General features: G+C 62.7%; 19 protein-coding genes and 2 pseudogenes. 7 read left to right on the forward strand and 14 right to left on the reverse strand.

All coding sequences use genetic code 11. The annotated features are described in order from the left end of the window. Positions 1 to 591 (forward strand): NAD(P)H-dependent oxidoreductase, encoded by a 591-nt coding sequence (locus QWJ46_RS11370; protein WP_184460437.1) that lies wholly within the window; start codon positions 1 to 3, stop codon positions 589 to 591. On the opposite strand, the gene QWJ46_RS11375 is transcribed toward QWJ46_RS11370, so the two are convergent. Further along, on the reverse strand, positions 592 to 1,089 hold the full coding sequence (locus tag QWJ46_RS11375) for a MarR family winged helix-turn-helix transcriptional regulator (protein WP_184460438.1): 498 nt from the start codon (positions 1,087 to 1,089) through the stop codon (positions 592 to 594). Positions 1,090 to 1,171: 82 nt separating this feature from the next. On the opposite strand from QWJ46_RS11375, the gene QWJ46_RS11380 reads away from it, so the two are divergent. Continuing rightward, positions 1,172 to 2,083 (forward strand): EamA family transporter, encoded by a 912-nt coding sequence (locus tag QWJ46_RS11380; RefSeq protein WP_302751209.1) that lies wholly within the window; start codon positions 1,172 to 1,174, stop codon positions 2,081 to 2,083. On the opposite strand, the gene QWJ46_RS11385 is transcribed toward QWJ46_RS11380, so the two are convergent. Continuing rightward, on the reverse strand, positions 2,031 to 3,284 hold the full coding sequence (locus QWJ46_RS11385; protein ID WP_302751210.1) for an aminopeptidase: 1,254 nt from the start codon (positions 3,282 to 3,284) through the stop codon (positions 2,031 to 2,033). The two genes, QWJ46_RS11380 and QWJ46_RS11385, sit on opposite strands and share 53 nt — an antisense overlap. Positions 3,285 to 3,516: 232 nt before the next feature. Next, entirely contained in the window at positions 3,517 to 4,200 is a 684-nt protein-coding gene (locus QWJ46_RS11390) for a glutathione S-transferase family protein (protein ID WP_302751211.1), read from the reverse strand. 83 nt (positions 4,201 to 4,283) lie between these two features. Here QWJ46_RS11390 and QWJ46_RS11395 point away from each other — a divergent pair, with 83 nt between their 5' ends. Further along, complete coding sequence (locus QWJ46_RS11395) at positions 4,284 to 4,724, forward strand: MarR family winged helix-turn-helix transcriptional regulator (protein ID WP_184460442.1); 441 nt, start codon at positions 4,284 to 4,286, stop codon at positions 4,722 to 4,724. Here the strand turns inward: QWJ46_RS11395 and ybaK are convergent, their stop codons facing one another. The 3 genes from ybaK to QWJ46_RS11410 all read right to left on the reverse strand — a co-directional run bounded on the left by ybaK (position 4,725) and on the right by QWJ46_RS11410 (position 6,704). Next, positions 4,725 to 5,198, reverse strand: a complete 474-nt coding sequence (gene ybaK, locus QWJ46_RS11400; RefSeq protein ID WP_302751212.1) for a Cys-tRNA(Pro) deacylase — start codon at positions 5,196 to 5,198, stop codon at positions 4,725 to 4,727. It lies immediately after the preceding gene. Between the two features lie 3 nt (positions 5,199 to 5,201). After that, positions 5,202 to 5,552 (reverse strand): ArsC family reductase, encoded by a 351-nt coding sequence (locus QWJ46_RS11405; protein ID WP_302751213.1) that lies wholly within the window; start codon positions 5,550 to 5,552, stop codon positions 5,202 to 5,204. A gap of 90 nt (positions 5,553 to 5,642) precedes the next feature. Next, positions 5,643 to 6,704 (reverse strand): succinylglutamate desuccinylase/aspartoacylase family protein, encoded by a 1,062-nt coding sequence (locus tag QWJ46_RS11410; protein WP_302751402.1) that lies wholly within the window; start codon positions 6,702 to 6,704, stop codon positions 5,643 to 5,645. 285 nt (positions 6,705 to 6,989) lie between these two features. Between QWJ46_RS11410 and QWJ46_RS11415 the strand changes: the two genes are divergently transcribed. Continuing rightward, positions 6,990 to 7,553, forward strand: a complete 564-nt coding sequence (locus QWJ46_RS11415; protein ID WP_302751214.1) for a methylated-DNA--[protein]-cysteine S-methyltransferase — start codon at positions 6,990 to 6,992, stop codon at positions 7,551 to 7,553. A 16-nt stretch (positions 7,554 to 7,569) separates the two neighbouring features. On the opposite strand, the pseudogene QWJ46_RS11420 reads toward QWJ46_RS11415, so the two are convergent. From QWJ46_RS11420 to QWJ46_RS11430, 3 genes and pseudogenes are all read right to left on the reverse strand, one after another. Then, positions 7,570 to 8,303: pseudogene (locus QWJ46_RS11420) on the reverse strand (SDR family oxidoreductase). Positions 8,304 to 8,341: 38 nt separating this feature from the next. Next, the gene (locus QWJ46_RS11425) at positions 8,342 to 9,184 is read right to left on the reverse strand and encodes an oxidoreductase (protein WP_302751215.1); all 843 of its coding nucleotides are present in this window, start codon (positions 9,182 to 9,184) and stop codon (positions 8,342 to 8,344) included. Between the two features lie 49 nt (positions 9,185 to 9,233). Next, positions 9,234 to 9,608 (reverse strand): Atu4866 domain-containing protein, encoded by a 375-nt coding sequence (locus QWJ46_RS11430; protein ID WP_285191965.1) that lies wholly within the window; start codon positions 9,606 to 9,608, stop codon positions 9,234 to 9,236. A 126-nt stretch (positions 9,609 to 9,734) separates the two neighbouring features. On the opposite strand from QWJ46_RS11430, the gene QWJ46_RS11435 reads away from it, so the two are divergent. The 3 genes from QWJ46_RS11435 (at position 9,735) to QWJ46_RS11445 (ending at position 12,213) form a co-directional block, all read left to right on the forward strand. Continuing rightward, a complete protein-coding gene (locus QWJ46_RS11435; RefSeq protein ID WP_302751216.1) occupies positions 9,735 to 10,631 on the forward strand; it encodes a LysR family transcriptional regulator in 897 nt (298 codons plus the stop codon). Positions 10,632 to 10,774: 143 nt separating this feature from the next. Further along, complete coding sequence (locus tag QWJ46_RS11440) at positions 10,775 to 11,629, forward strand: AraC family transcriptional regulator (RefSeq protein WP_302751217.1); 855 nt, start codon at positions 10,775 to 10,777, stop codon at positions 11,627 to 11,629. 38 nt (positions 11,630 to 11,667) lie between these two features. After that, positions 11,668 to 12,213, forward strand: a complete 546-nt coding sequence (locus QWJ46_RS11445; RefSeq protein ID WP_302751218.1) for a YbhB/YbcL family Raf kinase inhibitor-like protein — start codon at positions 11,668 to 11,670, stop codon at positions 12,211 to 12,213. Positions 12,214 to 12,376: 163 nt separating this feature from the next. On the opposite strand, the gene QWJ46_RS11450 is transcribed toward QWJ46_RS11445, so the two are convergent. From QWJ46_RS11450 to QWJ46_RS11470, 5 genes and pseudogenes are all read right to left on the reverse strand, one after another. Further along, a complete protein-coding gene (locus QWJ46_RS11450; protein WP_302751219.1) occupies positions 12,377 to 12,907 on the reverse strand; it encodes a dihydrofolate reductase family protein in 531 nt (176 codons plus the stop codon). Between the two features lie 183 nt (positions 12,908 to 13,090). Further along, positions 13,091 to 13,408, reverse strand: a pseudogene (locus QWJ46_RS11455) (MBL fold metallo-hydrolase); the annotation flags it as partial. A 130-nt stretch (positions 13,409 to 13,538) separates the two neighbouring features. Next, positions 13,539 to 15,101 carry a glutamine-hydrolyzing GMP synthase gene (gene guaA / locus QWJ46_RS11460; RefSeq protein WP_302751220.1) on the reverse strand — a complete coding sequence of 521 codons (1,563 nt, stop codon included), beginning with the start codon at positions 15,099 to 15,101 and terminating at the stop codon, positions 13,539 to 13,541. Between the two features lie 114 nt (positions 15,102 to 15,215). Further along, the gene (locus QWJ46_RS11465; protein WP_184457967.1) at positions 15,216 to 15,854 is read right to left on the reverse strand and encodes a 5'-methylthioadenosine/S-adenosylhomocysteine nucleosidase; all 639 of its coding nucleotides are present in this window, start codon (positions 15,852 to 15,854) and stop codon (positions 15,216 to 15,218) included. Further along, positions 15,851 to 16,300, reverse strand: coding sequence for a PaaI family thioesterase (locus QWJ46_RS11470; protein ID WP_085776653.1), 450 nt, complete (start codon positions 16,298 to 16,300; stop codon positions 15,851 to 15,853). The genes QWJ46_RS11465 and QWJ46_RS11470 overlap by 4 nt, the downstream gene beginning before the upstream one ends. Positions 16,301 to 16,358 lie beyond the last annotated feature (58 nt).

A 16,358-nucleotide genomic window follows, 5' to 3' on the forward strand; every position in this document is an offset into this window, starting at 1 on the left:
ATGCGGATCCTGCTGGTGCTTGCCCATCCGCTGCCGGAAAGTTTTGCCGCCTCGATGGCGCACACGGCTCGCGAAGCGCTGGAAGCCTCCGGTCATGTGGTCGATCTCCTCGATCTCTATGCTGAGAATTTCGATCCACGCCTCTCCGAGGCCGAGCGCCGTGCTTACTTCGATATGCCCTACGACACCTCTGATGTGGCCGATATGGTTGCCCGGCTGAAGGCGGCCGATGGTCTCGTCCTCGTCTTTCCGCAGTGGTGGTTCAATTTCCCAGCGATCCTGAAAGGTTTTTTCGACCGCGTCTTCGCGCCAGGTGTGGCCTTCACCCATGATGCCGCCGGCGGCCGGATCGTGCCTGAGCTCACCAATATCAGGCTGCTCTATGCGCTGACGACGACGGGCTCGCCTTGGTGGCTGGTGCATCTCTATATGGGCAATCCCGTCCGCCGCCTGCTGAAGCGCGGGATCGCCAATTTCTGTTCGAAGAAGCTCGTCTTCCGCATGCTGAGCCTGCACGACATGGACCGCGCGACGAAGGCCAGGCGCAAGGCGCATCTGGAGCGAGTCCGCAAGGCGCTCTCTGTCGTCTGATTATTCGAAATCCGCGAGGAATTTCTTCAGCAGCCGGTCAAACGCGGCCTTGTCCTCAGCCGTCAGGTTGCGCGTCAGCCGCTGCTGATTGGCGACATGGGCGCCGACAGCTTCTTCGACGGTGGCGAGCCCCTTTTCGGTCAGGGCGATCAGCACGCTGCGCCGATCCTGCGGATTGACGATGCGCTCGACCATGCCCGCTTTCTCCAACTGGTCGATCCGGTTCGTCATTGTGCCGGAGCTGACCATGGTCATTTCCAGGAGTTCACCCGGCGAAAGCCGATGAGGTGCGCCGGAGCGGCGAAGTGTGGCCAGCACGTCGAAGGCCGAGGTGGAAAGCCCGTGCTGCATGAGCACGGCTTCGACTTCGCGGCCGAGATGGGTGCCGAGGCGTTTCAGGCGCCCGAGAATGCCCATCGGTTCGACATCGAGATCCGGCCGCTCGCGCCGCCATTGCGCCAGAATCCGGTCGACGTGATCTTGCTTCGCTTCACCCATGCGGGATGGATACCACCGCATATCTTGACGTCAAGATAAATTGCGTTATGCTCGAATTTATCTTGAAGTAGAGATTCTTGAGATGAAGACAAATTCCCGATACTTGGCGGACGTGCTGACGACCGCTGTCGCCCCCGCCATCTGGGGCAGCACCTATTTCGTCACCACATCCCTCCTGCCCCAGGGCTATCCGTTGACGGTCGCTCTGCTGCGCGCCTTGCCGGCGGGCCTGCTTCTGCTGCTGATTGTTCGGAAGCTGCCGACGGGCGTCTGGTGGGGCCGCGCCTTCCTTCTCGGCGCGCTGAACTTCTCGTTCTTCTGGGCGATGCTGTTCGTCTCCGCCTACCGGCTGCCCGGCGGCGTTGCCGCGACCGTCGGTGCCGTGCAGCCGCTGATCGTCATCGCCCTGTCGCGGCTTTTCCTCGGCAAGCCGGTCCGGCCACTTGCCGTGCTGGCCGGTCTCGCCGGCATGGCCGGGGTCGCGCTGCTGGTGCTGACGCCGAAGGCGAGCCTCGATCCCGTGGGTGTCGCGGCCGGTATCGCCGGCGCCGTCTCGATGGCGTTCGGCACCGTGCTGTCACGGCGCTGGGCGCCGCCGGTTTCGAACCTCACCTTCACCGCCTGGCAACTGTCGGCAGGCGGCATTCTCTTGGTGCCCTTTGCGCTCTTCCTCGAACCGGCGCTGCCGTCGCCGAGCATCGCAAACATTGCCGGCATTGCCTATCTCGGTCTGGTCGGTGCAGCCTTCACCTATCTGCTCTGGTTCCGCGGCCTGTCGCGCATCGAGCCGTCGGCGATCTCCTCGCTCGGTTTTCTGAGCCCTGTGGTCGCGACCCTGCTCGGCTGGCTGGCGCTCGGCCAGAGCCTGACGCTGATGCAGATCGCCGGTTTCGCCCTGGTGCTTGCCGGCGTCTGGCTCAGTCAGCGCACGATGATGCCGCTCAGGCCCATTCGCCCTGTCGCATCACCGGAACCCGCGAACCGTCCGGTGTGATGCCGTCGATATCGACCTTGTCGGAGCCGATCATCCAGTCGATGTGGATCAGGCTGGAATTGCCGCCCTGCGCCTTGATCTGCTCGTGGCTGAGGGTCGCGCCGTTGAGGAAGCACTTGGAGTAGCACTGGCCGAGCGCGATGTGGCAGGAGGCGTTTTCGTCGAACAGCGTGTTGTAGAACAGGATGCCGCTCGCCGAGATCGGCGAGGAATGCGGCACGAGCGCCACTTCGCCGAGCCGGCGCGCGCCCTCATCGGTATCGAGCACCTTGTTCAAGACCTCTTCGCCACGTGACGCCTTCGCTTCGACGATCCGCCCGCCTTCGAAGCGCACCTGGATATTGTCGATCAGCGTGCCCTGATGCGACAGCGGTTTGGTGCTCGAGACATGGCCTTCGACCCTTAATGCATGCGGCGTGGTGAACACCTCTTCGGTCGGAATATTCGGATTGCAGGTAATGCCGTTCTTGGCGGTGGAGGCGCCGCCGTGCCATTCATGTCCGTCGGCGAGGCCGACCGTCAGATCGGTGCCCGGCCCCTGGAAATGCAGCGAGGCGAAACGCTCGCCGTTCAGCCAGGCGGAGCGCTTGGCGAGATTGGCGTTGTGCTCCGCCCAGGCGGCGACGGGGTCGCTGACATCGACACGCGAGGCGGCAAAGATCGCCTTGGCGAGCTTGGCGATTGCGATCGGTTCGGGGTCGTCGGGGAAGACCACCTTGGCCCAGGAGGGATTGGGATAGGAGACGATGTTCCAGTTGATGTCGAAATTCGAGATCTTTTCCAGCGCCGGCTTATAGGCGGTTGATGTGGCGCGATTGGCACGGCCGACCTTGCCGGCATCCTGTTCGGAAAGCAGCATCGGATTGTCGCCGGCGACCGCCAGACGGGCCGCTCCGTTGGCATAGGCCTTGGCCATGCCCTCGTAGAGCCAGTCGGAGGCGCGGTCGAAGCTCTCGTCGCTGCCATATTGGAAGCGCGCCAGCGTCGTTTCCTCGTCGGAGTAGAAGGCGCTCACCAGCCCGGCGCCGGCCTGATAAGCGTGTTTGGTGATGAGGCGGACAAGCGGCAGCGCCACGACAGGCGCGGTAATCACCAGGTCCTGGCCCTTCTGCAGCTGCAAACCGACCTTGACGGCGACTTCCGCGAGCTTCTCGAGCTTGACGGGATCAACGGTGTTCTGGCTCTGGGGCATGAAAGTCATGGTTCAACCTGCCTTCTGTCATCGACGCTAGAGCAATTCCAGGAAAAGTGCGAAGCGGTTTTCCGTTCGGAGTTGCGTAAATTCGAAAGATTAGAGCGGTTCTGCGCTTTCGTGAAAAGCTGAACCGCTCTGAGAGGCTGAAAGACTTAGACCCGTTTGCGGCGAAAATGAAGCGCGCTGCTGCCGATTTGAAACCGGCCGGCGCGATGCCCGACCGGTTTCAGCGCAAGCGTCAAGCGGCGGCAGGCAGGCCGAGCAGGATCGACTTGTGCTTGTCGAGGAATTCCATCAGCCGCTGCGGATAATCTTCGCCGACGGCGTCTTTCACGCTTCGCCGTTCGCCGAGCGCGCTCCGCCAGCGCGTCACCCGCTCGAGCCCCTCGAAGATGCCGCTATCTCCCAGCCTGTCGAAAACATCGAAATACCGAAAGATCGGCGCGAAGACGGCATCGACGAGGCTGAAGCTGCTGCCGGAAAAATAAGGTCCGTCCGCGAGTGCTCCTTCGAGCGTCGTGAACTTGGCGATCAGCGTCTTGCGCTTGGCCTCCAGCTGTTCCACGTCCGTGGCGGTTTCATACCCCCAGAGATCGGAAAGCACGGATGAGCCGAATTCCATCCAGCCGCGATGGCGGGCGCGGCTGAGCGGATCGGCAGGATGCAGGGCAGGCCCCACCTGCGTCTCCTCCAGATATTCGCAGATGACGCTGCTTTCGAAGAGGATGGCCTCGCCGCCTTCTTCGTCCTCGATCCTGAGCAGCGGCACCTTGCCGAGCGGCGAGATCTGCAGGAACCAGTCCGGCTTGTCGGTAAGGTCGATGTTGACGCGTTCGAAGGGAACACCCTTTTCGCGAAGTGCGATCGCGGCGCGTTGCACATAGGGGCAGAGATGGTGGCTGATGAGGGTAAGCCTGCTCATGAACGTCTCCTCGCTGGTTTGATAGATGCATTTGCATATAATAGCCCCTTGCGGCTTTGTGCAAGATAGATGTATTTGCATCTATGGTAAAAACACCGAAGCCGAGCGAAGCCGTCACCTCTGCCTGGATCAGCATCATGCGCGCGCGCGAACGGCTGCTCGCCGCGATCGAAGCCGATCTGAAAGCGACCGGCATGCCGCCGCTTGCCTGGTATGACATGCTGTGGGAACTGGCGCGCTCGAAAGACGGCAAGCTGCGGCCCTACGAGATCGAGGAGCGGACCTTGCTGGCGCAGTATAGTCTTTCTCGGCTGATCGACCGGCTGGAAAGAGAGGGCTTGGTCCGGCGCGAGGTCTTCGCTGGGGATGGCCGCGGGCGCTGGGTTCTGATTACCGATGCCGGCCGAACGCTTCGCACCCGGATGTGGACTGTCTATGCGGCAGCGATCGAGGCCCATGTCGGCAGCAAGCTTGCCGATGACGAGGCGAAGGCGATTTCCGGTCTGCTCGCTCGTTTCCTCTGATCAGGCGATCAATGACGCACCGACCGCTTTCAATGCCTTCAGCGCATCCTTCGGATCAAGCCGCACCTGCAGCCCGCGCTGTCCGCCATTGATATAGACCAGCGGTTCGGCGAGAGCGGTTTCCTCGATCGCCGTCGGCACGGCCTTCCTCTGGCCGAAGGGGCTGATGCCGCCGACATGGTAGCCGGTCAGCCGCTCGGCATCGGCCGGCTTCATCATATTGGCCGACTTGCCGCGAAAGGCGCTGGCGAGCTTCTTCATGCTGACTTCACGATCCGACGGCACCACGACGCAGACCGGCTTGCCGTCCACCTCGGCCATCAGCGTCTTCAGCACACGCTGCGGCGCCTCGCCCAGGGCTTCCGCCGCCTGCAGCCCGACGCGCTCCGCGCCCGGGTCATAATCATAGGTGTGGATGGTGAAGGCGACGCCAGCCTGGGAAAGAACCTGTGTCGCGCGCGTGGTCTTGGACATTGCTCAGCGTCCGAACATATCCGCGTAATTCTCCGGCTTGAAGCCGATCAAGAGCTTGCCTTCCGTCTCCAGCACCGGCCGCTTGATCGTCGACGGCTGGTCGAGCATCAGCGCGATCGCCTTTTCCCGGTTCAGATTCTCGCGCTCGGCATCGGGCAGTTTGCGAAAGGTGGTGCCGGCGCGGTTGAGCACCGTGTCGAGACCGGCTTCGTCGATCCAGGCTTCGAGATGGGTCCGGTCGATGCCGAGCGCCTTGTAATCGTGAAACTCATAGGCGACGCCGTGTTCTTCCAGCCAGCGGCGGGCTTTCTTCATCGTGTCGCAATTCTTGATCCCATAGATGGTGACGGCCATGCCCGATCGGTCTCCCTGTGATGGCAGCGGGATAGCATGGGCGAGAGCCGGCGCAAATGCCGCCCGGCATTTCTCCCGGGCAGCGCTTGCTCAACTCTCCAGTGCGCCGGCCTTGCGTGCGGCCTTGCTCGGGCCGGCGCAGACGATCTTCATCAGGTCGCCGCGCCGGCGGACCAGCCGATCCGAGGTTCGGGTCAGGATCAGCCCGTCTTGCGGCGCATGGAGGTCGATGCTGCCGTCAGGCTGACCGGGCCGGGTGACGATCGTCGCCAGAAGTTCACCCGCTGCAACCCTGTCGCCGATCGTGCGATGGAAGAGCACGGCGCCGCCTTCAGGAGCGCGGATGATCTCCACATTGTCGAGCGGCACGGCGGGACCGGCAAACATGGCCGGCGTCGTTCTTTCGCCGCTCACGATCCCCCGTGCCACGAGGAAACGCCAGAGCCCGTCTGCATCCCGCTTCGCCAGCATCGGATCGACGTCACGCTTGCCGCGCAGCTCGACCGTGACCGAAAGCTTGCCCGGCAGCCGGGATTGTCGTTCGCCGGGAACCGCATATTTCCATGCAAAGCCGACGGCCTCCTCGAAGGCCGAGCTCTCGCCATCCGACAGCAGCACCGCCTCCATGTCGAGCGCGGCGGCAAGATCGGCTGCCTCCGGCCAGAAGGCTTCGTCGATGTAGGCATATTGCAGCGATTCGTCGTCGCAGTGCAGATCAAGGACGAGATCGGCGCCGAGCGCCATATCCAGAAGCCGCCGCTTCAGCTGGTCGGTAGCCGGCCAATCATTGGGATCTTCCGTCAGCATCGCCCGATCGGTAACGCTGATCAGCGGAAAATCCCGATTAAAATTGGTGCGCGAACCGAGATCGAAACGGCCCTGCAATTCGCCGAAATGCGCTTGCGCCGCGCCGATCGGGTTGGCCTGCGGCACGATGGTGATGTCGCCCGCCACTGCCCCTTCGCTTTCTGCCCGCCGCAGGCGCTCAGAGAGGAAATGCAGGAGCGCCGTTCCCGGCAGCTCACCGGCGTGAAGCGCCGCCTGAATATAGGTCTTCGGCGCCTCCGGATCATGGCCCGCAAAATGCAGCACGGGCAGCCGCCACTCCGTTCCCGGCGTATCGCCCGGGATATTGATCTCCGAAATGTCCATGCTGTCCTTGCTCTGCTTCACCAGCCCGACCAGCTTTATGCGCGGAAAACCGGCGAGTGCAAGCCTCACCGCCACCCTTGCCTCACTGAGGCCCGAAGAAAAGCAGGTTGCCGCTATGATGATCTTGCCTCGCCGTCGAAATGATGCACGAAACATCAAAAGTGCCTACTTCATCGCCTTCCAAGCCGTTAGGAACAAAAAAAGAACGACCTGCGCAAGAAACGGGTTGAAACAAGGGTCTCGCCATAGGATCCTTTGGGAGATCGAAAACGCGGAGGCTGTGTCATGGCCGAGACGATACATCACTACCTCATCTTCGAAACATCAAGCGGCTTCTGCGGCATCGCCTGGAGCGACGCCGGCATCGCCCGTTTCCAATTGCCGACGAAAACCGCAGAAGCGACCGAACGGCTGCTGCTGCGCCGCCTGCCGGATGCCCAACCCGGCGCCCCGACGCCTGAGGTGCTGGAGACGGTCGCGGCCGTAAAGCGCTATTTCCAAGGGGAGGAAACCGATTTCTCCGGCGTCCAACTTGATCTTGCCGGCCAGAATGACTTCTTCAGGGATATTTATGCGGCGGCACGGCGTGTCGGCTGGGGCCGCACGACCACCTATGGCGCGCTGGCGAAGGAGCTTGGCGTCGGGCCGGAAGCGGCCCGCGATGTTGGCCAGGCGATGGCGAAAAACCCAGTCGCGCTGATTATTCCCTGCCACCGGGTGCTGGCCGCCGGCGGCAAGATCGGCGGCTTCTCCGCTCCCGGCGGTTCGTCATCGAAGGCCCGCATGCTGGAGCTCGAAGGCGTCAGCCTCGCCCCGCCGCCGCCCGCGCAGCAATCGCTAGGTTTTTAGGCGAAATGCCGGCGGCTCAATGCGGGCTGGCCGTCGGCCGGATGATGATCTCGCTGACATCGACGTCATCGGGCTGGCTGATGGCGTAGAGGATCGCATCGGCGACGGCTTCCGGGCTGATGGTGACCGCCCTGAAAGCCTTCATCGCATCCCGCGCGGTCGGATCGGTGATCGTCTCGGCCAGTTCCGAGGTCGTCGTGCCGGGAGAAATGACGGTGACGCGGATGCGATCTGTCTCCTGCCTCAGTCCGTCCGAGATTGCCCGAACCGCGTATTTCGTCGCGCAATAGACGGCGGCCGTCGGCGAGACGCTGTGGCCGCCGATCGAGGACAGATGATGATCTGCCCCGATCCCTGTGCCGTCATGATCGGAAGAGCGGCCGCTATGCCGTAGAGAACGCCCTTGATGTTGACGTCGACCATCCGGTCCCATTCCTCGACCTTGAGGGCCTCGAGCGGCGAAAGCGGCATGACGCCGGCATTATTGATGATGACATCGAGCCGGCCGAATTCGGCCTTGGCGAAGCCTGCAAAGGTTTCCACTTGGGAACGGTTGGTGACGTCGAGCTTTCGCAGGCGCACCCTCCCGCCCTTGGCTTCGATTTCGCCGGCGAGCGCCTCCAGGCGGTCGCTGCGGCGCGCGCCGATCACGATCTGCGCGCCGGCGGCGGCCAGCACTTTTGCCGTGGCCTTTCCAATGCCGCTGCTCGCCCCGGTGATGGCAATAACTTTTCCTTCGATATCAGACATTTCAAGCTCCATGAGCAGGTTGAGGATTTTCGTAGCGATCAGTCCGGAAAATCGGCGCTGAGCGTCGTCTCCGCCCAGGCATCGAAATTGGCGCGCAGCGTATCGAGCCGATCGCGGGCGATCTTCAGGGAAGCTGCCCCGAGCAGCAGCCGCAGCGGCGGCTCGCCCGCCTCGAAGGCCGATATGATTGCGCTTGCCGCGCGTGCGGGATCGCCCGGCTGCTTGCCGGAAACCGAGCGGGTGGCTTGGCGCCGCTTGCCCGCGGTCTCGGCATAGTCTTCGAGGATCGTGCTGGATTCGACCATCGAGCGGCCGGCCCAATCGGTGCGGAAGCCGCCGGGTTCCAGGATCGTCACACGGATGCCAAGCGGACCGACCTCATGGGCCAGCGATTCCGACAGGGCTTCCACCGCAAACTTGGTGGCATGGTAGTAGCCGGTTGCAGCGAAGGCGACGAGCCCGCCGAGCGAGGAGACGTTGAAGATATGCCCCCGCCGGCGCGAGCGCATGCCAGGCAGAACTTGTTTGGTCACGGCGATCAAGCCGAAGACATTGGTCTCGAATTGGGCGCGGATCTCGGCATCCTCGCCCTCTTCGATTGCCGAGAGGTAGCCATAGCCGGCATTGTTGACGAGGACATCGATGGCGCCGAACTGCGCCTCGGCTTCACGGACCGCAGCAGCGATAGAGCGGCCGTCGGTTACGTCGAGGGCGAGGGTCAACGCCCGCTCGCCATGTGCTGCCGTGAGGTCGCCGAGTGTATCGGGTTTGCGCGCCGTAATGGCAGCGCGCCAGCCGCGCGCCAGAACCGCTTCGGCGAGTGCCCGGCCGAGGCCGGATGATGCGCCGGTAATGAACCAGATGGGTGTGGTGGAAGACATGTCGTCATCCTTTCCGGCCGTCCTATGCGGCCTTTTCGGTGTGCGGGGGTCATTTGCGGCGAAGCACCATGCCGCCATGATGGAGCGTGTTGTCGTCGACGAAATCGCCATCGGCGGTGAAGCCGGTATCGTCCCAATACTCGATATGTGTTCCGGTGACTTCGTAGCGTCCGCGATAGGCGCTCTCCCGGCGTCCGCGGGCCTCGTCGTAACGATTGTCGGGCAGGAGTTCGTGTCGGACGCGGCCGTCGTCGGTGACCCACATTCCGACATAGGGATGCTGCTGCATGGTGTTCTCGCTTGGCTGTTGGAACTTGGATTTTCGCTCGTTCGAGGCGTCAGCCGGCCACGTGGGGAGCGCCGTGCCAGTTAGAATGATTGCGGTGAAGAGATGCAGAACTGGGCTGCGGTAAAACTTTGGCATCGCTCTTCCTTTCGACGCGGGCAGCACTCGGGGCTAGCTCATGCCTAGCCCTCGACAGAACATAGTCTTGGCGAGCCGCGCGATTAAGTTGCCAATGCCGAATGGCTTGGTTAGCATTGCTAACCAATGGCCAATGATCTCGAAGGCATTTCAGTCTTTCTCGCCATAGCGGAGGCGCGGAATTTCCGGCTCGCCGGCGAGCGCCTCGGCGTGACCCGTTCCGCCGTCAGCCAGGCCTTGCAGCGCCTTGAGGACCGGCTTGGTGCGCCCCTGGTTCAGCGCACGACGCGCAGCGTCAGCCTGACCGAGGCCGGCGAAGTCTTCCTTGAGGCGGTTCGTCCCTCGATGCGCCAGGTCAGCGATGCGATGCAGACGGTACGCGACATGCAAGCGCGCCCGAGCGGCCTGCTGCGGGTCACTGTTTCCTCCATCGCCGAGCGCTTCCTATCCGGGACTTTGCTGACCGAATTCCTGCAGGCCTGCCCCGGCATCAAGCTCGATATCACCATCACGGATGACGAATTCGACATCGTCGAAGCCGGCTTCGATGCTGGTGTGAGACTGGGCGAGGTGATCGAGCAGGACATGATCGCGGTACCGGTCTCGTCTCAACAGAGACAATGCGCCGCCGCATCGCCAAGCTATCTCGAGCGTCACGGTTCGCCTCACCATCCCCGCGACCTGCAGAACCACGCCTGCATCGGATGGCGGCCGCGCCCGGATACCGCGCCCTATCGCTGGGAATTCACCGAGAATGACCGCGACTTCGATGTCGCCGTCGATCCCGTGGTCACGACCAATGACATGGGAATAATGATCCGCATGGCCTGCGCCGGGGCCGGGATCACCTTCGGCATGGTGGAAACCTTCGCGCCCTATGTCGATCGCGGCGAGCTCATCCCGCTGCTGGAGGATTTCTGCCCGCCCTTTCCTGGTTTCTACCTCTACTATCCCAGGCGCCAGAGGCAGCCAGTGAAACTGCGCGCGCTGGTCGACTATGTGCGCCGGTCGGCCGGTCGCTAGACCTACTCAAGTGCCGTGCCGCCGGCATGGTTGCTGCGAGCATGTGGTTTTGGTATTTCGAGCCTTCAGTTGGATGGTGAAGCGGGCGACGTCATGCTGGCTGCTCCGGTCGCCGTTCTGACCATCCCGCTGGCGGAGAACATATGCTCGACGACGTCTTTCCCATTCCGACCAGGGCAGTGATCCGCCAGGGTGGGCGAGCCTGTTTCCATCGCCTCGTCACGACCAGCCCGCTGCTGATCCAGGTCCAGTCTGGAACGAAGATCGTCATGTCGGATGACAAGCCTTTGCGCCTGGAGGCTGGGGATTACGGCCTGTTGCCCGACTACCGGCCGTTGACGATGGAGAACATTCCCAAGGCGCCGCAGAAATATCAGACCCTGGCGCTTCCCATTCCGCGACAGCTTTTCGAGGATGCATATGATAGGATGGGATCGGTCGCCGTGCCATCGAGGCCTCTTCCGGCCAGCACCTCGAGCCTGCCGGAGGAAGCTGCGGCCTTGTTTGAGTATTGCTGCCAGCCGGGCAATCTGGAACGGCTTCCTGGTGCTATCGCCAAGGCTCGTCTGATGGAACTGGTCACCTGGTTCGCGCTCCATGGGGCGGTGCTCGGCCGATGCGAAAGCTCCCGGCTTGAGGACCGGCTGAGGCGGATGATCGAAGCTGATCCCGCCGCTGCCTGGACGTTGGCGCAAGCTGCGCGCTTGTTCAACATGAGTGAGGCGACGCTGAGGCGCAGGCTCTCCGCAGAGAATACCGGCTTCAGCGAGATATTGAGCGATACCCGGATGAACCGCGCTCTGGCACTCATTCAGACCACGACCTTGCCGATGGCCCAGGTTGCGCTGGAGGTCGGTTACGATTCGCCGTCGCAATTTTCCGCACGCTTCAAGGAGCGGTTTGGCGTCAGCCCGCGTCATGTACGCAGCGGCCCCGAGCACTTTGAGCGGATCGGGGCAGAAACTGAGCAGAGCGGGGCAGATGCGTTGGCGCGGTGACGATAGTTTCCCGGCATCGTCAAGCAAGGAGAACAACAATGCGTTTGATCACAGCAGCACTTATGACCGCCTCCGTCTTCGGCGCCACGGCCGCCCACGCCGAAATGAAGCTCACCTCGAAGGATCTGGCCGCCGGCAAGACCATGGCCGATGCGCAGGTCTTCAACGGCTTCGGCTGCTCGGGCAAGAACATCTCGCCGGAACTGGTCTGGTCGGGCGCGCCCGAGGGAACCAAGAGCTTCGCCGTCATGGCTTACGATCCGGATGCGCCAACAGGCTCCGGCTGGTGGCATTGGTCCGTGTTCAATATCCCGGCAGATGCTTCCAAGATTGCCACTGGCGCAAGCGGTGACAAGAAACTTCCCGCTGGCGCCGTGGAAGGACATACCGACTTTGGCACCTCCGGATACGGCGGCGCATGCCCACCGACCGGCGATAAGCCGCACCGCTACCAGTTCACCGTCTACGCGCTCTCGGTCGACAAGATTCCGCTTCCCGATACCGCGCCAGGCGCCATGGTCGGCTTCTATGTCAGAGCAAACACGCTCGACAAGGCCTCGATCGAGGTCACTTACGGCCGCTGAAGCCGGCGGGCTTCTTGCGACGCGCTGGCGCCGGTCGCTAGACCTGCGCCGGCGTGCCGCTTTGAAAGGCTTTCGAACTCACCAGCTTGAGAAGTTTTGGCGCGGTGAGTTCGCAGCATCGGCGGGCCCTCCGCAGACTGTGGCTCCCCTGCCGCTCATGGGATCAGGCAGGAACATAGGTGAGCTTGATCACATTCTCGTCGATCAGATCATGGCTCACACGACGAAGCGGCGGTCGGGGCCCGGCGAAATAGGGTTTGCCGTGGCCAAGCACGACGGGATGCAGGTAGATGTGATACTCATCGATCAGGCCGAGTCCGGTAAGGCTTTGCGCAAGGTCCGGCCCGGCAACTTCGATCTCCCCGTCACGCTCGGCCTTTAGAGCGCGCATCGCGCCCTCGAGATCATCTCCGACAAGGCTGGCGTTGGGGCCCACCGACGTCAACGACCGCGAGACCACCCATTTCGGCTGCTTCCGCCACGCCGCTGCAAAGGCCTGTTCCTCTGCATTCCACTCGGGATGATCCTCATCCCAATAACGCATGACCTCATACATCCGGCGGCCGTAGACGCTGCCCGCCTGCCTCTGAGCCTGCTCGACGAAGTGGCGGAAGAGGGTGGGACTTGGCCCGAAGGCCGTGTGGTCCACGTAGCCGTCCAGCGACTGGTTCATCCCGAACACGAGCTTAGCCATGACAACTTCCTTCTTGAACAGAGTATGTGCGTGAGTTCGGCTGCGTAGCGACGGGAGTAAGCTAGGCCAACTGATTTTAATTTGCAATTGGTTTTTGACTGTACTCGAACGCCAGTCCGAACTGCTCGCGGCAGGCGCTTAGTTGAGCATCGATCCGATTACATCAGCGATGCACCGGCAGTCTCAGCCCCACTTCACCCCGCCTTTGGAAACCTTCGAGCGATTTGGAGGGCGACACCCAAGCCGAGGCCAGGGGGCTTCCATCGCTGTCTTCAACGCGGCGAAGTCCGCGGCTTTGACCAGCTCTTCCTCGAACGCGAGCAGATAGCTTTGGTATGGTCGACGCCGGAGAGATCTGTCGCTGCCTCAGGGGCCGATGTCCGGGCACCACGACAGGCGGATTGCCGGCGGCGATGCTGTCGAGCCTGGCGATCCATGCGGCGCTCTGGTCCCTGGTCTGCGTGCCGGCCAGACATTGACGCCGGAGAAGATCAGCACGCCGCGCGAGGAAACACGTGATTTCCCCGTCTCTTGCCAACGCCTCAGCTTCTTTCCGGAGGTGCCGGAACATGAGTCTTGGCGGAGCTGTTTCTGCCGCTGAAATAGCGCGGTATGGCGGCGGCTTCGGTCCTCACTCCCACTCGATCGTGCCGGGCGGCTTCGAGGTGACGTCGTAGACCACACGGTTGATGCCGCGCACCTCGTTGATGATGCGGGTGGCTGCGCGGCCTAGGAATTCCATGTCGTAGTGGTAGAAATCAGCCGTCATACCGTCGACCGAGGTGACGGCGCGCAGCGCACAGACGAATTCATACGTGCGCCCGTCGCCCATCACACCGACAGTCTGGACGGGAAGCAGCACGGCGAAGGCCTGCCAGATCGCGTCGTAGAGGCCGGCCTTGCGGATTTCGTCGAGATAGATCGCATCGGCTTCGCGCAGGATCTCGAGCTTCTCGCGTGTGATGCCGCCGGGGCAGCGGATCGCGAGGCCAGGGCCGGGGAAGGGGTGGCGGCCGATGAAGCTGTCGGGCAGGCCGAGCTCGCGGCCGAGCGCGCGCACCTCGTCCTTGAACAGTTCGCGCAGCGGCTCGACGAGCTGCATGTTCATCCGCTCCGGCAGGCCTCCGACATTGTGGTGCGACTTGATCGTCACCGACGGGCCGCCGGTGAAGGAAACGCTCTCGATAACGTCGGGATAGAGCGTGCCCTGGCCGAGGAAATCGGCGCCGCCGAGTTTCTTCGCCTCTTCCTCGAAGGTTTCGATGAAGAGCCGGCCGATGATCTTGCGCTTCGTTTCAGGGTCGCTGACGCCCTCGAGCTCGCCGATGAAACGGTCTGAGGCATCGACGTGCAGCAGATGCAGATTGTAGTGCTCGCGGAACATGGCGACGACATTGGCCGCCTCGTCCTTGCGCATCAGGCCGTGGTCGACGAGGATGCAGGTCAGCTGGTCGCCGACGGCCTCGTGGATCAGCAGCGCCGCGACGGAGCTGTCGACGCCGCCCGAAAGCGCGCAGATGACGCGCTTGTCACCCACCTGCTTGCGGATATCTTCGACCGCCTTTTGACGATAGGCCGACATCGACCAGTCGCCCTTGATGCCGGCGACATTGTGAATGAAGTTGCCGATCAGCTTTGCGCCGTCGGGCGTATGCACGACTTCCGGATGGAACTGCACGCCGTAATATTTGCGCTTCTCGTCTGCGATGAAGGCGAAGGGCGCATTGGAAGAGGTGGCGACCACCTTGAAACCATCGGGCAGCGCCGTGACGCGGTCGCCATGGCTCATCCACACCTGATGGCGCGAACCGGAGGACCAGAGGCCCTCGAACAGCTGGCAGTCCTTGTCGACATCCAGAAAGGCGCGGCCGAATTCACGGTGATGGCCGCTTTCGACCTTGCCGCCGAGCTGCATGCACATCGTCTGCTGACCGTAGCAGATGCCGAAGACCGGCAGGCCGCTGTCGAAGATGATTTGAGGCGCTCGCGGCGATCCCTCTTCGACCGTCGAAGCCGGGCTGCCGGACAGGATCACCGCCTTCGGCTGCAGGCGCTTGAAGCCTTCTTCGGCGGATTGGAAGGGAACGATCTCGCAATAGACGCCGGCCTCGCGCACTCGCCGTGCGATGAGCTGGGTCACCTGGCTGCCGAAATCGACGATGAGAACGGAGTCGGGATGTGCTGTCTGGGTCATGGCGAGGCTTTAAAGAAAAGCGCTTCGCCTGGCAATCCGGGAAATCGGCAGCATCGGGTTTTTATTGTTCCGATTGTCCCCGCGCCTTTGCAAGACGGGCGGCGTATTCGAGAGCTAGAACCAGAAAACCCCGTCCTCCAGCGCCGTGAACAGGCTGTCGACGCCGTAGGAGAGCTTGCGGTCGACGATGTGCAGATATTCCGTCCAGCCGGAGATATGCTGCAGTTCGACCGCACCGTCGGAAATGCCGCGCAGGCCGATCAGCGGCAGCTTGTAGCCCTGGCAGGCGCGCAGCACCGCGTAGGTCTCCATGTCGACCATGTCGGCTTCGATGTCGCTATAGGCGGCACCCGAGATGACGTTGCCGCCGGTGGAAAGGCTGGCTTCGGGAATGCCGGGGATGCGCAGCGGCAGCTCGAGCGCCGCCGGCAGGTCGAGGAAGGGCGTCAGGCCCTTTTCGAAACCGAGCGGCGAGGCGTCCATGTCGCGATAGGAAACCGAGCTCACCTGATAGACTTCGGTCTGCTCCAGTTTCGCCGAACCGGCCGAGCCGAGCGAAACCACGAGATCCGGCAGGTCGTCGGCCGCATCCAGCCGTGCCAGGGTCTTGGTCAGCGCGACCGCCGCCTCGACCGGGCCGACGCCGGTCATTAAGGGTTCGATGCGCGAACGCAGGAAGGAGCCGTATTCGGCCTCCGCCGCCATGACGAAAAGCATGGATTTTCCTGCGACCGACTTCAGCTCGAACTTCATCCTGTAATTCCTTCTCTGCCGCGGATGACCATCATCGTTCCGGTCATGGAGGCGATCAGTTTCGCTGGCCCGTCGCTGATTGCGTAGCCTCGCCCGTCGGCGACGATAATGGTGGAGCCGGGTTTGGTGATTTCCCCGCGAAACAGGAAGCGCTCGCCACGCCCCGGCGACATGAGGTTGACTTTGAATTCGATCGTCAGGATCGAGGCTTCGGGGTCGATGACGCTGTAGGCCGCAAAGCCGCAGGCCGAATCCAGCGCCGCCGAAATGATGCCTGCATGCAGGATGCCGTGCTGCTGTGTCAGTTTGACGTCGAAGGGAAGCTCGATCTCGACGACGCCGTGCTCGACGCGTGTCAGCTCCGCGCCGATCGTCTGCATCGCCGCCTGGCGCGCAAAATTGCGGCGGATTCGCGCGCGGAAATCGCCCCTGTCAGTCTCGCTCATGGCTACCCCTCTCGAAGCCGGGAAAGTGGCATGGCGGGCCGGATTCGACAAGCTGGAC

This window comes from Rhizobium sp. CBN3, assembly GCF_030518245.1.
Lineage (GTDB): Bacteria > Pseudomonadota > Alphaproteobacteria > Rhizobiales > Rhizobiaceae > Rhizobium > Rhizobium aethiopicum_A.

Coding starts and splice junctions, on each gene's coding strand:
- QWJ46_RS11370 (WP_184460437.1), top strand. CDS start 1: ATGCGGATCCTGCTGGTGCTTGCCCATCCGCTGCCGGAAAGTTTTGCC.
- QWJ46_RS11375 (WP_184460438.1), bottom strand. CDS start 1,089: ATGGGTGAAGCGAAGCAAGATCACGTCGACCGGATTCTGGCGCAATGG.
- QWJ46_RS11380 (WP_302751209.1), top strand. CDS start 1,172: ATGAAGACAAATTCCCGATACTTGGCGGACGTGCTGACGACCGCTGTC.
- QWJ46_RS11385 (WP_302751210.1), bottom strand. CDS start 3,284: ATGACTTTCATGCCCCAGAGCCAGAACACCGTTGATCCCGTCAAGCTC.
- QWJ46_RS11390 (WP_302751211.1), bottom strand. CDS start 4,200: ATGAGCAGGCTTACCCTCATCAGCCACCATCTCTGCCCCTATGTGCAA.
- QWJ46_RS11395 (WP_184460442.1), top strand. CDS start 4,284: ATGGTAAAAACACCGAAGCCGAGCGAAGCCGTCACCTCTGCCTGGATC.
- ybaK (WP_302751212.1), bottom strand. CDS start 5,198: ATGTCCAAGACCACGCGCGCGACACAGGTTCTTTCCCAGGCTGGCGTC.
- QWJ46_RS11405 (WP_302751213.1), bottom strand. CDS start 5,552: ATGGCCGTCACCATCTATGGGATCAAGAATTGCGACACGATGAAGAAA.
- QWJ46_RS11410 (WP_302751402.1), bottom strand. CDS start 6,704: ATGGACATTTCGGAGATCAATATCCCGGGCGATACGCCGGGAACGGAG.
- QWJ46_RS11415 (WP_302751214.1), top strand. CDS start 6,990: ATGGCCGAGACGATACATCACTACCTCATCTTCGAAACATCAAGCGGC.
- QWJ46_RS11425 (WP_302751215.1), bottom strand. CDS start 9,184: ATGTCTTCCACCACACCCATCTGGTTCATTACCGGCGCATCATCCGGC.
- QWJ46_RS11430 (WP_285191965.1), bottom strand. CDS start 9,608: ATGCCAAAGTTTTACCGCAGCCCAGTTCTGCATCTCTTCACCGCAATC.
- QWJ46_RS11435 (WP_302751216.1), top strand. CDS start 9,735: ATGGCCAATGATCTCGAAGGCATTTCAGTCTTTCTCGCCATAGCGGAG.
- QWJ46_RS11440 (WP_302751217.1), top strand. CDS start 10,775: ATGCTCGACGACGTCTTTCCCATTCCGACCAGGGCAGTGATCCGCCAG.
- QWJ46_RS11445 (WP_302751218.1), top strand. CDS start 11,668: ATGCGTTTGATCACAGCAGCACTTATGACCGCCTCCGTCTTCGGCGCC.
- QWJ46_RS11450 (WP_302751219.1), bottom strand. CDS start 12,907: ATGGCTAAGCTCGTGTTCGGGATGAACCAGTCGCTGGACGGCTACGTG.
- guaA (WP_302751220.1), bottom strand. CDS start 15,101: ATGACCCAGACAGCACATCCCGACTCCGTTCTCATCGTCGATTTCGGC.
- QWJ46_RS11465 (WP_184457967.1), bottom strand. CDS start 15,854: ATGAAGTTCGAGCTGAAGTCGGTCGCAGGAAAATCCATGCTTTTCGTC.
- QWJ46_RS11470 (WP_085776653.1), bottom strand. CDS start 16,300: ATGAGCGAGACTGACAGGGGCGATTTCCGCGCGCGAATCCGCCGCAAT.